The sequence below is a fragment of the Pleomorphomonas diazotrophica genome (assembly GCF_002844595.1).
In the GTDB taxonomy this organism is placed as follows: domain Bacteria; phylum Pseudomonadota; class Alphaproteobacteria; order Rhizobiales; family Pleomorphomonadaceae; genus Pleomorphomonas; species Pleomorphomonas diazotrophica.
The window spans coordinates 232,228-246,973 of the sequence record NZ_PJNW01000002.1 but is presented as its reverse complement, the minus strand read 5'-3'; the positions used below and the strand labels follow the sequence as shown (position 1 = coordinate 246,973).

The window sequence follows — 14,746 nt, the reverse complement described above, 5'->3', positions numbered from 1 at the left end:
TTCCACTTGTCCGAAGCTCGGAACCCTATCAGCGCGAGTAATACTCGACGACCAGGTTCGGCTCCATCTTGACGGCGTAGGGAACGTCGGCCAGGGCCGGCACGCGGACCAGCTTGGCGATCTTCTTGGAGGTGTCGACCTCGATGTAGTCGGGCGTGTCGCGCTCGGCGAGCTCGACCGACTCGAGAACGATCGCCAGTTCCTTGGACTTCTGGCGAACCTCGATCACGTCGCCGACCTTGCAGCGGTACGAACCGACGTTGACCTTGCGGCCGTTGACGGTGACGTGGCCGTGGTTGACGAACTGGCGGGCCGCGAAGGGGGTCGGCACGAACTTGGCGCGATAGACGACGGCGTCGAGACGGGTCTCGAGCAAGCCGATCAGCGCTTCCGAGGTGTCGCCACGCAGGCGGACGGCCTCTTCGTAAATCTTGTAGAACTGCTTCTCGCTGAGGTCACCGTAGTAACCCTTCAGCTTCTGCTTGGCGCGCAGCTGCAGACCGTAGTCCGAGGTCTTGCCCTTGCGGCGCTGGCCGTGCTGGCCGGGGCCGTATTCACGCTTGTTGACCGGGCTCTTCGGGCGACCCCAGAGGTTCTCGCCCATGCGGCGGTCGATCTTGTACTTTGCACTATGGCGCTTAGACATCGCGTATCCCGCTTTTTGTCAGTGTTCATTCAGGACGCGCGCCCTCCTCTGCTTCGATCTGGCCCGATAGCCACCCGAAACCGACAGGGAAACACTGCGCGCGGCAGGTCCCCCACGGGACACGTGAACGGCCACGCCGGCTCCTCGTTGCCAAGGAACCGGCGGGTTGAGGGGTGAATAGTCGAGGGAGCGGCCGCTGTCAAACTGAAAGCGCGGCTTTGCCGGCTTTCGAGCCGAGATCAGCGCTTTTTTCCGCGGCAGCGCTGAAAAGCCCAGTGCCTTCGACGAATCCGAAGGCATCGAGCATGGCGCGGGCCGGACGGCGGCCGGTCGAGAAGAAGCGGAGCGGGAGACCCTCGTCGCGCGACGGACCGGCGCCGGCCGTCACCGTCGCGACGCGGCGCGCGATGGCCGGTGCTGGATCGATCCACTCCACCGGCCACGGCGCCAGCGCCTTCAGCCGATCGAGAACGAGCGGATAGTGGGTGCAGGCGAGCACCACCGTGTCGGTCCGCCTGCCCTCCTCTTCCACGAAGCAGGGGGCGATCTCGGCGAAAAGCTCCGTGTCGGTGACCGCCTCGCCCGAGAACTGCCGCTCGACGAGCCCGGCCAGCGCCCCGGACCCCACCAGCGTGAAGCGACAGTCGCCACCGAAGGTTTCGATGAGGTCGTGCGTATAGTCGCGCTTCACCGTGCCGGGCGTTGCCAGCACCGAGGCCAGGCGCGACCGACTGTGCTCCGCCGCCGGCTTCACTGCCGGCACGGTACCGACGATCGGCAGTTTGAAACGGGCGCGCAGTGGCGGCAGCACCAGCGTCGAGGCGGTGTTGCAGGCGATCACCAGCGCCGCCGGATCGAGCACCGCAAACGCCTCGTCCATCAGCGAGACGACGCGCTCGATGAGGACGTCCGGCTCAAGAGCGCCATAAGGAAACACGGCGAGGTCGGCGACATAGTCCATGCCGGCATCCGGCAACGCCTTGCCGATCTCGCGGGCGACCGAAAGGCCGCCGACTCCGCTGTCGAACACCAGGATGCGCATGGAATTCCCTAGAGCCTGCCTCGTCCATCCAGCCTTGCCAGCCGAATGCGGCGACATCGGGCCGAGCGGCTTTCATCCTGCGGCCCGCAGGGTTAACGAAACCTTTGGCCTAGGCCTCGCCGTTGTCGGTGACAGGCTTCTTCGGCCGATGGTTCTTGCCATCAAGGCAAGTGATGATGCCCCGGAGCGTCCGGATCTCCTGCTGCGTCAGTTGCTGGCGCTGGAAGATGGCGCGGAGGTTTCGGATCATCGTCGGCCGCTTCTCGGGCGGATGGAAAAAGTGCCGCTCGTCGAGCACCGATTCCAGATGATCGAACAGACCGAGCAGTTCCGCCTTGCCGGCCGGCGGCGATCGATCGGACGCGGCAAAGGGCAGCGCCGCATCTGGATCCTCGAACCCGGCTTTGCGCCACTCGTAGGCCACCACCAGCACCGCCTGGGCGATGTTGAGCGAGGCGTATTCCGGCACCACCGGCAGCGTCAGGATCTCGTCGGCCAGCGCCACCTCGTCGTTGTTGAGGCCCCAGCGCTCGCGCCCGAACAGCAGCCCGACGCCCGCGCCCTGGGCTTCGAGCGCCCGCATGTGCTTGGCGGCATGCACCGGCCCGCGCACGGCCTTGGTGACGTCGCGATCGCGCGCCGTGGTGGCGTAGACGAAGGAAAGATCGGTGATCGCCTCTTCCAGCCGGTCATAGACCCGCGCGGCATGGATGATGTGCGTCGCCTTGGCGGCATTGGCTTCCGCCTTCTCGTTGGGCCAGCCGTCGCGCGGCGCAACGATCCGAAGATCGGAAAGCCCGAAGTTCGCCATGGCGCGTGCTGCCGCGCCGATATTCTCGCCCATCTGCGGCTCGCAGAGGATGATGGCCGGTCCGCGGCCGGCCGCTGTGTCGTCCGACATGATCTTGCCTGTCCCAAGTTTGGCGCGGGTTTGGCACATCACGTCGGTCAAGAAAAGGGCGATATTCGGAACACGCGGTGGGTGGCGCCTCGCCGCACCACCCGACCGATCGTTCAGCGTGGCTTGGCGACGGAGGCCAGGCGCTCGTTGCCCTGCCGCTCCAGCATCCAGCCGGGATATTCGGCCGGCAGGGCCGAGACGGCATCGAGGCGGGCGAGTTCGTCGGCCGACAGGACCACATCGCCAGCGGCAATATTGTCGTCGAGCTGTTCGACCGACTTGGCGCCGATGATCACCGAGGAGACGAACGGCTTGTGCAGCACGTAGGCCAGCGCAATGCGCGCCACCGACACACCCTTGTCTCTGGCGATCTCGGCCATCACGTCGATGGCGTCGAAGGCTCGGTCCTTGTTCACCGGCGGGAAATCGAAGTTGGCCCGCCGCGCGCCCTCCGGCGCCGACCCGTCGCGGCCGTATTTGCCGGACAGAAGGCCGCCCGCCAGCGGGCTCCACACCATCAGGCCAACCTTCTCGGCCTGAAGAAGGGGCGCGATCTCGCGTTCGAGGTCGCGGCCGGCGATGGAGTAATAGGCCTGAAGGCTGGCGATGCGATCGAGACCGAGGCGGTCGGCGATGCCGAGCGCCTTCATGATCCGCCAGGCCGGCCAGTTGGAGACGCCGACATAGCGGATGAGACCTTCACGCACGAGATCGTCGAGCGCCCGCACCGTTTCCTCGATCGGCGTCACCACATCCGTGCCGTGGATCTGGTAGAGATCGATGTAGTCGGTGCCGAGCCGCTTCAGACTGCCTTTGACGGCATCCATGATGTGGCCGCGCGAGGCGCCGCGATCGTTGACACCATTGCCAACCGGACCGAACACCTTGGTGGCCAGCACCACGTCCGAGCGGGCGCGGCCGGAGTTGCGGATCGCCGCGCCGGTGATCTCCTCCGACAACCCTTCCGAATAGACGTCGGCGGTGTCGATGAAGTTGACGCCCTTGTCGAGAGCGCCGGCCACGATGCGGTCGGCCACCGACTGATCGAGCGAACCGACGACGGTCCAGAAACCCTTGCCGCCGAAGGTCATGGCGCCGAGGCAGATTTCCGAGACGAGAAGGCCGGTGCCCCCGAGCGTGTTGTAGCGCATGTCATCACCTTGAAGAATCGATTGGGAAACAAGAAAGCGGCCGGCGCGGCGGGCGGATGGGGTCATCAATGGAAGCGACCAGCGCCCACCAATGACATAAGCCTCGACTTGCGGTCGGAATAGCCAGGCCGAACGCAACAGGCTAATTAGATCAACTATACAATGATCCGCTATTGAGGCGGTTATCATGCATCGTCCGCAGCGGAGCTGCCAAATCGCGCTTGGGCGAGCCCGCACCACGCGCGCGCAGGAGTGATCATGGCACGGCCCGACCTCTTTGATGGCATCAGCGAGTTTCTTGCGGTGGTCCGGCGCGGCAGCTTCCGTGCCGCCGCCGGCGAGCTCGGCGTCACGCCCGGCGCCGTCAGTCAGGCCGTGCAGACACTGGAACGACGCATCGGCCTGCCACTGTTTCACCGCACCACACGTCACGTCGCCCTCACGGAAGCCGGTGAGCGGCTTCTCGGCGAGGTCAGGCCGGCCGCCGATGCCATTGCCGGCTCGCTCAGCAATCTCGCCAGCCTCAGCTCCAAGCCGTCGGGCACACTCCGCCTTCTCACCCATCCCATCATCGCGCGCGAAGTACTCACCCCCATGCTGCCGGCCTTCCTGACGGCCTACCCCGACATTGCCGTCGAAGTGATCACCGACACCAAGCGCCACGACCTGGTCGAGAGCGGCTTTGACGCCGGCATCCGCATCGGCGAGTTCATCGATCAGGATATGCTGACAGTCCGCGTCACCCCGCCCTTCTCCTGGGTCGTCGTTGGTTCGCCGGCCTATTTCGCCGCGCACGGCCGGCCTACGACGCCTGACGATCTCGCCCACCACGTCTGCCTGCGCTTCCGCCTGCCGCCGAGCGGGGATCTCTATCGCTGGGAGTTCGAGCGGGAGGGAATCGCCGTCGCCATCGACCCGCCGGGGCAACTCACCTCCGACGACTCCGCCCTCCTGCTCGCCATGGCGGTGGCCGGTCTCGGGCTTACCTATGCCTCATCGCAAAACATCCGCCGCGAGTTGGCCGACGGGCGTCTCGAAACCTGCCTTGACAACTTCGCACCGGCTCAGGATGCGCTCTACCTTTATTACCCCAGGTCGAGCCGGCTGCAGCCCAAGCTGCGCGTTTTTATCGAGGCTTGCCTCAGGAGCATGCGCGAACGATCGAGGGGTTAGCGCACAAGGCCGAGCACGAAGGATCCCACAGCCAGCAGGCCGAAGGCGAGGATAAGGCCACCGGACAGACGGCCGACCCAGAGCGCAAAGCGGTCGCTCAGCTTGTGGCGAACCAGCGACACGCCGCCCGTCAGAATGATCCACCAGGCGAGCGAGCCGGCGAAGACACCGGCCACCACCACCAGGGCGGACGGCGCGTCCGCCGCCGAGGCGAGGCCCAGTCCTGCAAAGAACACCGCGAAAGAAAGGATCGTCGTCGGGTTGGCGATGGTGAGGAGAAAGGTGGCGCCTATGGTGCCGAGAAGGTCACGTGCCCCGATCTCGGCCGCCGGGCGCGGCGGCTTCGGCTGCATGCCCTTCCACCCAAGCCAGATCATGACAAGGCCGCCGACAAGGCGCATCGGTCCGTCGATCGTGGCGAGAAAGGCCGAAAAGGCAGCAAACCCAAGTGCCGCCAGGGCTCCATAGAAAGCATCGGCGAACGCTGTGCCCAGGCCACCGGAAAGCCCCACCCAGAAGCCGCGCTGCAGCGTCCTGTTGATGCAGAGCGCCCCGATCGGTCCCAGTGGTGCGGCGACGGCAAATCCGAGAGCGAAACCCTTGGCGGCAAACAGCAGCAAACTCACGATCTATCCCCTCTTGGCCGAAACGGCGGCTCGACGACGGTGGAAAGCGCAATCATCGTCTCGCTACGAGCGATCAACCGCCGCCGCTTGAGATCATCGAGAAAGGCCTCGATGCCGGAAAGCGACGCCACGCGGATCTTGACGAGATAGTTCCAGCCGCCAGTGACGTGCTGGCACTCGACGATGGCGGGGTGTTCGGCGGCAACCAGCCTGAACGCCGCCTCATCGGCATCGGCAGCCAACCCGATGAAGACGAAGGCGGACACACCAAGACCCATCGCCTCGGCGTCCGCATCGACGGTAAAGCGGCGGATCACCCCGCCTGCCTGAAGGCGGCGGATGCGCTCGTTCACCGCCGAGGTCGACAGACCGACTTCGCGGCCGATGTCGGCCAGCGAGCGGCGCGCATCGTCGCCGAGGCAGATCACGATTTGACGATCGATCTCATCCATTCCGACAAAATTCCTCTCATTCCCCTATCTGTCAATAGATTTTCACGCCATCAAATCACTAGACAGGAAATTTTGACGACACAGACTAAATCCCCCAAACAATCCTGCGCATGGACAGCATTCCGGCAAATCCCCTATAACGATGGCGGCAACCCGCCGGACACAGGAGGAAAGCATGGCCTATGACGTCGCAGTTCTGGTCGGCAGCCTGCGCAAGGGATCCTTCTCACGGGCAGTGGCCGAAAATCTCGCAACGCTGGCCGCCGACAAGCTGGCGCTCCGCATCGTCGAGATCGGCGACCTGCCGCTCTACAATCCAGACCTTGAAGGCGACGCTCCGCCGGCTGCCTGGGCCAAGTTCCGGAGCGAGATCGCTGGCGCCGACGCCGTGCTGTTCGTGACGCCAGAGTACAACAGGTCGGTTCCCGGCCTCCTGAAGAATGCCCTCGACGTCGGCTCCCGCCCCTATGGCCACAGCGTCTGGAAGGGCAAGCCCACCGCCGTCGTCAGCGTATCGCCGGGCTTGCTCGGCGCCTTCGGTGCCAATCACCACCTGCGCCAGTCGCTGGTCTTCCTCGACATGCCGCCCATGCAGCAGCCGGAAGCCTATGTTTCCAAGATCGGCGACATCCTGGACAAGGACGGAAAGCTCATGAGCGAGGACACCAAATCCTTCCTCAACGGCTTCCTCGCCGCCTTCGCGACCTGGATCGGCAAACACAAGTAAGCGCCGCGTGGCGCCGAGAAAGACGATATGACCGTTACCAACGAAGACGAGCTCGACGGCCTCAAGGCCATCGGCCGCGCCGTGGCTGACGCCATCGCCGCCATGGCCACCGCCGTCCGCCCCGGTATCACCACCGCCGAACTCGATGAGATCGCCGGCCGCGTTCTGGACGAAGCCGGGGCCATCCCGGCGCCGAAGGCCAGCTACGGCTTTCCCGGCATCGCCTGCATCTCGGTCAACGAGGAGATTGCCCATGGCATCCCCGGCGACCGGGTTCTCAAGGCAGGTGACCTGATCAACCTCGACGTATCCGCCTCCAAGGACGGCTTCTTTGCCGACAGCGGCGCCTCCTTCGGCGTCTCTCCCATTCCGACCCGGCTGGACAAGCTCTGCCGAGACGGTAGGCGGGCCATGTGGGCCGGCATTGGCGCCGTGGCGCCCGGCAAGCCTCTGGCCGGCGTCGGCCGCGCCGTCGGCGCCTTCGCCCGCAAGAACGGCTACACGCTGGTGCGCAACCTCGGCAGCCATGGCGTCGGCCGCGCCCTGCACGAGGAGCCGTCCGATATCGCCACCTGGCCGGACCCACGCGAACGGCGCGTCATCACCGACGGCCTCGTCTTCACCGTCGAACCCTTCCTGTCGCTGGGCGCCGAATGGGCTGAGGATGGCGACGACGATTGGACGCTCTATTCCGAGCCGCGTGCGCCGACGGTGCAGTTCGAGCACACCATCGTCGCCACCCGCAACGGGCCGGTGGTCGTCACTCTGCCGTCCTGACACCTTCCGTTTACGTTAGCGTACGCCCAAAAGCGTACTGGCCGGACTGGTCTCGGCAGCAACGCCATGCTACAGGCGGTTCATCCGTGCGTTTGCGTATCGGCAGGCGCGCGAACCGGCCCCAGGGCCCCGGTCCCACGTTCGGAAGGTCACCCCACTATGGCGAAGATCAAGGTTGCGAACCCGGTCGTCGATCTCGACGGCGACGAGATGACCCGCATCATTTGGCAGTTGATCAAGGACAAGCTGATCCTGCCCTATCTCGATATCGACATCGAATACTACGACCTCTCCGTTGAGAACCGCGACGCCACGGCCGACCAGGTGACGGTCGATGCCGCCAACGCCATCAAGAAGCACGGCGTCGGCATCAAGTGCGCCACCATCACGCCCGACGAAGCGCGCGTGAAGGAGTTCAACCTCAAGGAAATGTGGAAGTCGCCCAACGGCACCATCCGCAACATCCTGGGCGGCGTCATCTTCCGCGAGCCGATCATCTGCAAGAACGTGCCACGCCTCGTGCCCGGCTGGACGCAGCCGATCGTCGTCGGCCGTCATGCCTTCGGCGACCAGTACAAGGCTACCGATTTCAAGTTCCCCACCAAGGGCACCCTCTCCATCAAGTTCGTCGGTGAGGACGGCGCGGTGATCGAGAAGGAAGTTTTCAAGGCCCCCGGCGCCGGCGTGGCGCTCGCCATGTACAACCTCGACGAATCGATCCGCGAGTTCGCCCGCGCTTCGTTCAACTACGGCATCATGCGCAAGTGGCCGGTCTACCTGTCGACCAAGAACACCATCCTCAAGGCCTATGACGGCCGCTTCAAGGATATCTTCCAGGAGGTGTTCGACGCCGAGTTCAAGGGCGAGTTCGACAAGCTGGGCATCACCTACGAGCACCGCCTGATCGACGACATGGTCGCCTCGGCGCTGAAGTGGTCCGGCGGCTATATCTGGGCCTGCAAGAACTACGACGGCGACGTGCAGTCCGACACCGTGGCCCAGGGCTTCGGCTCGCTCGGCCTGATGACCTCCGTGCTGCTGACGCCGGATGGCAAGACCGTGGAAGCCGAGGCGGCCCACGGCACCGTCACCCGCCACTATCGCGAGCACCAGAAGGGCAAGGAGACCTCGACCAACTCCATCGCCTCGATCTTCGCCTGGACGCGCGGCCTCGCCCATCGCGCCAAGCTGGACGACAATGCCGAGCTCGCCAAGTTCGCGGCGACGCTGGAGAAGGTCTGCGTCGACACCGTCGAGGCCGGCTTCATGACCAAGGATCTCGCCCTTCTCATCGGGCCGGATCAGAAGTGGCTGTCGACCACCGGCTTCCTCGAGAAGGTCGCCTCCAACCTCGAAGCCGAAATGGCCAAGTGGTAAGCCGACATCTACGAATGGAGATATCACGCGGCGGATCGGAAACGGTCCGTCGCGTTTCGTTTGGCTAGACATATTGATGAGAACTTCAAGCCGAACTCATACCTGAAGAGCAATGACAGCTTCCAAGGCTGGCAATACTTTCCCGTTGGATGGTGCTGTCCGCAGAGCGTCGCCTTAGGGCAGGATATCGGACAGCTCATCCAACGTCTGAAACTTCAAACGGAGGGGCAAACGTGGCACACAAGTTCGAGATCAAGAAGAACAAGGCCGACGAATACGTCGCCTACTTCAAATACAACGGCGAGACCATTTTCTGGACCGAGGGCTACAAGTCCAAGGCTTCCGCCATGAACGCCATCGAGTCGATCAAGAAGAACGGCCCAGATGCCCCCACCGAGGACAACAGCTGATCCTCTCCCACCTGGATAAGCTGAGGCCCCGCCGACATCCGCCGGCGGGGCCTCGGTGTATCAGGCGGTAACGGCAAAGATGCGAATGCGGTGGCCGTCCGGATCGGTCACCATGAAGCTACGACCGAAATCCATGTCGGTGGGGGCCTGAAACACCTGTAAGCCGCGCGCGATCCAGCCTTCATGGAAGGCATCGACCTCGGCCGGCGCCTTCATGGCGATGCCGATCTCCATGGCGCCCGGCGCTCCGCCGGTTGCCGGTTCGACGGTGGCACCGGACCACAGCCCTACCTTGATGCCGCCGTCGAGAACGAACAGAACGAAGGTCGGCGACGTCTCGACCGGAGCTCGACCGAACAGCTCGCCATAAAAGCGACCACTCCGTTCGGGGTCGGCGACATGCAGCAGGTAATAGGTGGGCGTGACCATGAACATCTCCTCGCAATAGTGCGATGGAGCATACATACGTCACCATGCTGCCAAATTTTGTCAGCAGCAAAACCCTGGAAAATAGTCCGATCGTTCAGGGAGCCTCAGATGCGCGGCCGCACCGGCAGGAACGGCAGGCGGACGTGAACCAGCATGGCCCCCAGCGCATAGGCAACTTCAAAGAAGATGGCGGCTTCGGCGATATGCAGGGCGATACGTGACCCGGAGGCGCCAAGTGTCATGGCTTCCAGAAAGGCACAGGCGCAAGCCGCAAGCGCTAGCGGCGCCATGGCGATGAGTCGGAACTGAGTTCCGACGACAAGGCCGGCCACGACCAGTACAAGCACCAACTCGAGCGCAAGCATGTATCGGCCTCCGACACTCGCGATCGCCTCTCCCCGCCGCGGGACAGAACAACCGCTCAGGCTGCGATTTCAATCCGTCAGGAATCTATCATGTTTAAATCTTACCGATCGGTCTATTTCTACTTAGTCGTAGTAACACGTGAAATCGCTACCCATTTGCAAATATTGCCCCGACGACATGCGTTCGCCGAGCGAGTATCCTGTTTTGTTCAACAGTTTGAACACTATATCCAATCATTAGACTTTAGTTGAGGGTCGGCTCGGACCGACCGTCAGCTACGCGCCGTTGCCCAGGCGGCTTTCTCTAAACGCTCGCGCTCGGCACGCTCAGGGTCGAGCGTTCGATAAAGCGAAACGCAGTTGGTCGGCAGGTAGCCGAGCGCCGCGTAGAAGGCGAGCACGACCTGGTTCTCGTTGCGAACGAGAAGGTTGAGCTTGGGCGCGCCGCGTGTCTTGCACCAAGCCTCAGCCGCCCGTACCAGCGCCTTGCCGATGCCACCCCTGCGGCAATCCGGATCGACGCCCAGATAGTAGAGCGCCCCCCGATGGCCATCATGACCGGTCATGGCGGCTCCAACGATGCGTCCCTCTGCTCGTGCCACGAGAACGGTGGCATTCTCGGTCGCCTCGGCCAGCGCCATATCCGCCTCCGGATCGTTCCATGGCCGCGTCAATCCGCAGCGTGACCACAGCGCCATCACCCATTCCCGCTCATCCCGAACCATCTCACCGATCTCTGTCTCAAAAGACACCGCCCGCCTCCATTTCCTGGTTGGCTCTCACCGAACGACCGACAGTCACCGGCCCATTTAGATATAGCCGATCCCGATCGCCGAGCGAGAGCAACGGGCACCGCGTTATCGGGAGCGGAGAACACGGCTTTGTGATCAAGTGATTATACCGATATTTCTCAAATACTTGAGCAAATCGCCTTCGACGGAAACGCATGGCCATTCACATCTCAAAACCTCTCGCCTCTTGTCATAAGAGTCATTTTAGATATATCTAATTGCATCACGAACTAACGGAGATATCCATGCATCACAAGTTCCACTTCCTTCGCGGCCTTCACGATCAGGACCATGACGATTCCCGCGCCACCGGTGGCCGCGGTCCGTTCGGCCGCTCCCTCTGGGGCGAACGCGGCGAACGTCCCGACCGTCACGGCCCCGGCCATCGCGGCGGCCCCTTCGGCCGCGGCCGCTTCTTCGACAACGGTGTGCTGCGCCTCGTCGTGCTGGCGCTGATCGCCGAGCAGCCCCGCCACGGCTACGAGATCATCAAGGAGATCGAAGAGCGCACCGGCGGCGCCTATGCACCGAGCGCTGGCGTCATCTATCCGACGCTGACGCTGCTCGAAGAGACCGGCCAGATCGAGGTCGCGAGCGCCGAGGGCAACAAGAAGCTCTACGCTGCCACCGAGACCGGCCGGGCCACTGTCGAGGAGAACCGCGCCGCCATCGACGCCGTCCTCGCTCGCTTTGCCGAAGCCGGCTCGGACCGCCGGCCCGAGCGCGATCCGCGCCTCATCCGGGCCGTCGAGAACATGCGTCTCGCCCTGCGCCTGAAGACGCATGGCGCCACGCTGACGGCCGAGCAAATCGACGCGCTGGCCGAGCTTCTCGACGAAACCGCCCGCAAGATCGAACAGATTTGACAGTGGCTTTCGCTGAAAAGAAACGCCCGCCCGAGCCACCGCTCGGACGGGCGTCCTTGTTTCTGTCTGTCGACAGACCTTAGCCGGCCAGCGCTTTCCTGACGGCATCGAGCGCGTCCGCCGCCTTGGCACCCTCCGGGCCGCCGGCCTGCGCCATGTCGGGACGGCCGCCGCCTCCCTTGCCGCCCAGCGCCTCGGACGCCACGCGCACCAGATCGACGGCCGAGAAGCGCGCCGTGAGGTCCGGCGTCACGCCGACCACCACGCCCGCCTTTCCGTCCTCGGAAACGCCGACCAGCGCCACCACGCCCGAGCCGAGCTTGGCCTTGCCTTCGTCGACGAGACCCTTCAGGTCCTTCGGGCTGACGCCCTCGGCCACCCGTCCCAGGAACTTGACGCCGGCGATTTCCGCCACCTCGTCGGCGGCCGCGCCGCCGCCCATGGCGAGCTTGCGCCGGACCTCGGCGAGCTCGCGCTCCAGCTTGCGCCGCTCTTCCACCAGGGCAGCCACGCGATCGACGACGTCGCCGACCGGTACCTTCAGCTCCCGGGCGACATTGCGGACCGTCTTCTCCTGATCCTCGAAATAGGCGCGCGCGCCATCACCGGTCAGCGCCTCGATGCGGCGCACGCCGGCCGCCACCGCGCTTTCGGCGACGATATGGACAAGGCCGATCTCACCGGTGCGCGACACGTGCGTGCCGCCGCAGAGCTCGGTCGAATAGGTCTTGCCGGCCTTCTCGCCTTCCAGCGCCGTGCCCATGGTGACCACGCGGACTTCATCGCCATACTTCTCGCCGAACAGCGCCATGGCGCCCTCGGCGATCGCCTCTTCCTGCCCCATCAGGCGGGTCGTCACCGGGCTGTCCTGCAGCACGATGGCATTGGCAAGGCGGCTGACCTCGGCAAGCTCCGTCTCGTCCATCGGCTTCGGATGCGAGAAGTCGAAGCGCAGCCGGTCGGGCGTCACCAGCGAACCCTTCTGCGCCGCATGCTTGCCGAGTACCTCGCGCAGCGCCTCATGCAAGAGGTGGGTCGCCGAGTGGTTGGCACGAATGCGCGACCGGCGGGCGTGGTCGACGGTAAGTTCCACCGCCTCGCCGACCTTCACGGCGCCGCTCTCGACTGTCACCTGATGGACGAACAGGCCGTCGGCCTTCTTGGCGACGTCGGTCACCACCAAGCGGAAGCCGGCGCCGGAGATGACGCCGCTATCGCCCACCTGACCGCCCGACTCGCCGTAGAACGGCGTCTGGTTGACGATCAGCGAGCCCGTCTCGCCAGCCTTGAGCTCGGTGATTTCCTTGCCATCCTTGACCAGGGCCACGACAACGCCCTCGGCCTTCTCGGTGTCGTAGCCGAGGAACTCGGTGGCGCCGACCTTCTCGCGCAGGCCGAACCAGACGGTTTCCGTCGCGGCTTCGCCCGAGCCGGCCCAGTTGGCGCGCGCCTCTGCCTTCTGCCGCTCCATAGCGGCGGAAAAGCCGTCGGTGTCGACGGCGATGCCGCGCGCCTTCAGCGCGTCCTGCGTCAGGTCGAGCGGGAAGCCGTAGGTGTCGTAGAGCTTGAACGCCGTCTCGCCATCGAGGCTGCCGCCCTTTTCCAGGCCGCTGGTGGCTTCGTCGAGCAGGCCGAGGCCACGCGCCAGCGTGCGGCGGAAACGGCTCTCTTCGAGCTTCAGCGTCTCGGTGATCAGCGCCTCGGCGCGCACCAGCTCCGGATAGGCCTGCCCCATTTCACGCACCAGCACCGGCACCAGACGGTGCAAGAGCGGCTGCTCCGACCCGAGGAGATGCGCGTGGCGCATGGCCCGGCGCATGATGCGGCGGAGAACATAGCCGCGGCCCTCGTTGGATGGCAGCACGCCGTCGGCGACGAGGAAGCTCGAGGCGCGTAGATGGTCGGCGATGACACGATGCGAGGCGAGGCGCTCGCCTTCGGCGGCGACGCCGGTCGCCTCGACCGAGGCGCGGATCAGCGCCTGGAACAGGTCGATGTCATAGTTGTTGTGGACGCCCTGCAGCACGGCGGCGATGCGCTCGAGCCCCATGCCTGTGTCGATCGACGGCCGCGGCAGGTTGACGCGCTCGGTCTTGGAAATCTGCTCGTATTGCATGAACACGAGGTTCCAGATCTCGATGAAGCGGTCGCCGTCCTCCTCGGCCGAACCCGGAGGACCGCCCCAGACGTGATCGCCGTGATCGTAGAAGATTTCCGAGCATGGGCCACAGGGGCCGGTGTCGCCCATCGCCCAGAAATTGTCCGAGGTGGAGATGCGGATGATGCGGTCGTCGGTGAGACCGGCGATCTTCTTCCAGTAGCCTGCGGCTTCCTCGTCCTCGGAATAGACGGTGACCAGCAGCCGATCCTTGGGCAGCCCGAACTCCTTGGTGATCAGGTTCCAGGCCAGCTCGATCGCTCGATCCTTGAAATAGTCGCCGAAGGAGAAGTTGCCCAGCATCTCGAAGAAGGTGTGGTGGCGAGCGGTATAGCCGACGTTATCGAGGTCGTTGTGCTTGCCGCCGGCCCGGACGCACTTCTGCGAGGTGGTGGCGCGGCTGTAGGGACGCTTCTCGAGGCCGGTGAAGACGTTCTTGAATTGCACCATGCCGGCGTTGGTGAACATCAGGGTCGGGTCGTTGCGCGGCACCAGCGGGCTCGACGACACCACCTCGTGACCGTTCCTGCCGAAATAGTCGACGAAGGTCTTCCTGATCTCGTTCACACCACTCATGACGATCCGCCTGCCTGCGCTGGGACGGCACCGCTCGCGTCATCACGCAGCCGGTCCGCCCGAACCCCATTTCCCGCGAGCCGCTCGCACGCTCCCGCAAACTTGAGCCCTGCGTCGAGAGACAGCGAAACAGGGCACCAGCCGGCGGGGATCGTCTCGGCAATCCGGAGGGCGCCTCGTGGGGGCAGTCTCTCGGAGGGAAGGACGCGCAGGCCAGACCGGCTCCGACGTCATCGGTTCCAAGCAAGGCAAAGCGTTATTTAGCCGCCGGCCATGCGA

At 64.5% G+C, this 14,746-nt stretch carries 16 protein-coding genes; 6 read left to right on the top strand and 10 right to left on the bottom strand.

The genetic code is table 11. The features are described from left to right. Window positions 1-28: 28 nt before the first annotated feature. The 4 genes from rpsD to CXZ10_RS02115 all read right to left on the bottom strand — a co-directional run bounded on the left by rpsD (window position 29) and on the right by CXZ10_RS02115 (window position 3,740). Complete coding sequence (gene rpsD / locus CXZ10_RS02130; RefSeq protein ID WP_101287303.1) at window positions 29-646, bottom strand: 30S ribosomal protein S4; 618 nt, start codon at window positions 644-646, stop codon at window positions 29-31. Between the two features lie 199 nt (window positions 647-845). Next, a complete protein-coding gene (gene murI / locus CXZ10_RS02125; protein WP_244617094.1) occupies window positions 846-1,688 on the bottom strand; it encodes a glutamate racemase in 843 nt (280 codons plus the stop codon). 109 nt (window positions 1,689-1,797) lie between these two features. Continuing rightward, window positions 1,798-2,589 (bottom strand): RNA methyltransferase, encoded by a 792-nt coding sequence (locus tag CXZ10_RS02120; RefSeq protein WP_101287301.1) that lies wholly within the window; start codon window positions 2,587-2,589, stop codon window positions 1,798-1,800. Between the two features lie 113 nt (window positions 2,590-2,702). After that, the gene (locus tag CXZ10_RS02115) at window positions 2,703-3,740 is read right to left on the bottom strand and encodes an aldo/keto reductase (protein ID WP_101287300.1); all 1,038 of its coding nucleotides are present in this window, start codon (window positions 3,738-3,740) and stop codon (window positions 2,703-2,705) included. A gap of 258 nt (window positions 3,741-3,998) precedes the next feature. Between CXZ10_RS02115 and CXZ10_RS02110 the strand changes: the two genes are divergently transcribed. After that, complete coding sequence (locus tag CXZ10_RS02110) at window positions 3,999-4,913, top strand: LysR family transcriptional regulator (protein ID WP_101287299.1); 915 nt, start codon at window positions 3,999-4,001, stop codon at window positions 4,911-4,913. Here CXZ10_RS02110 and CXZ10_RS02105 read toward each other — a convergent pair. Both CXZ10_RS02105 and CXZ10_RS02100 read right to left on the bottom strand, forming a co-directional pair. Next, on the bottom strand, window positions 4,910-5,539 hold the full coding sequence (locus CXZ10_RS02105; protein WP_180335831.1) for a LysE family translocator: 630 nt from the start codon (window positions 5,537-5,539) through the stop codon (window positions 4,910-4,912). The two genes, CXZ10_RS02110 and CXZ10_RS02105, sit on opposite strands and share 4 nt — an antisense overlap. Beyond that, window positions 5,536-5,991 (bottom strand): Lrp/AsnC family transcriptional regulator, encoded by a 456-nt coding sequence (locus tag CXZ10_RS02100; protein WP_101287298.1) that lies wholly within the window; start codon window positions 5,989-5,991, stop codon window positions 5,536-5,538. Before CXZ10_RS02100 ends, CXZ10_RS02105 begins: the two co-directional genes overlap by 4 nt. 175 nt (window positions 5,992-6,166) lie before the next feature. Between CXZ10_RS02100 and CXZ10_RS02095 the strand changes: the two genes are divergently transcribed. The 4 genes from CXZ10_RS02095 (at window position 6,167) to CXZ10_RS02080 (ending at window position 9,282) form a co-directional block, all read left to right on the top strand. Further along, a complete protein-coding gene (locus CXZ10_RS02095) occupies window positions 6,167-6,718 on the top strand; it encodes an NADPH-dependent FMN reductase (RefSeq protein WP_101287297.1) in 552 nt (183 codons plus the stop codon). A gap of 27 nt (window positions 6,719-6,745) precedes the next feature. After that, a complete protein-coding gene (gene map, locus CXZ10_RS02090; protein WP_101287296.1) occupies window positions 6,746-7,495 on the top strand; it encodes a type I methionyl aminopeptidase in 750 nt (249 codons plus the stop codon). Window positions 7,496-7,654: 159 nt separating this feature from the next. Continuing rightward, window positions 7,655-8,872 carry an NADP-dependent isocitrate dehydrogenase gene (locus CXZ10_RS02085; protein ID WP_101287295.1) on the top strand — a complete coding sequence of 406 codons (1,218 nt, stop codon included), beginning with the start codon at window positions 7,655-7,657 and terminating at the stop codon, window positions 8,870-8,872. 233 nt (window positions 8,873-9,105) lie between these two features. After that, entirely contained in the window at window positions 9,106-9,282 is a 177-nt protein-coding gene (locus CXZ10_RS02080; RefSeq protein ID WP_101287294.1) for a YegP family protein, read from the top strand. Between the two features lie 60 nt (window positions 9,283-9,342). On the opposite strand, the gene CXZ10_RS02075 is transcribed toward CXZ10_RS02080, so the two are convergent. From CXZ10_RS02075 to CXZ10_RS02065, 3 genes are all read right to left on the bottom strand, one after another. Then, complete coding sequence (locus CXZ10_RS02075) at window positions 9,343-9,711, bottom strand: VOC family protein (RefSeq protein ID WP_101287293.1); 369 nt, start codon at window positions 9,709-9,711, stop codon at window positions 9,343-9,345. A gap of 104 nt (window positions 9,712-9,815) precedes the next feature. Continuing rightward, window positions 9,816-10,076, bottom strand: a complete 261-nt coding sequence (locus tag CXZ10_RS02070; RefSeq protein ID WP_101287292.1) for a hypothetical protein — start codon at window positions 10,074-10,076, stop codon at window positions 9,816-9,818. A gap of 272 nt (window positions 10,077-10,348) precedes the next feature. Further along, window positions 10,349-10,828 carry a GNAT family acetyltransferase gene (locus CXZ10_RS02065; RefSeq protein ID WP_244617095.1) on the bottom strand — a complete coding sequence of 160 codons (480 nt, stop codon included), beginning with the start codon at window positions 10,826-10,828 and terminating at the stop codon, window positions 10,349-10,351. Window positions 10,829-11,112: 284 nt separating this feature from the next. Here CXZ10_RS02065 and CXZ10_RS02060 point away from each other — a divergent pair, with 284 nt between their 5' ends. Beyond that, the gene (locus CXZ10_RS02060) at window positions 11,113-11,733 is read left to right on the top strand and encodes a PadR family transcriptional regulator (RefSeq protein ID WP_101287290.1); all 621 of its coding nucleotides are present in this window, start codon (window positions 11,113-11,115) and stop codon (window positions 11,731-11,733) included. Window positions 11,734-11,812: 79 nt separating this feature from the next. On the opposite strand, the gene alaS is transcribed toward CXZ10_RS02060, so the two are convergent. Continuing rightward, on the bottom strand, window positions 11,813-14,467 hold the full coding sequence (gene alaS / locus CXZ10_RS02055; RefSeq protein ID WP_101287289.1) for an alanine--tRNA ligase: 2,655 nt from the start codon (window positions 14,465-14,467) through the stop codon (window positions 11,813-11,815). Window positions 14,468-14,746 lie beyond the last annotated feature (279 nt).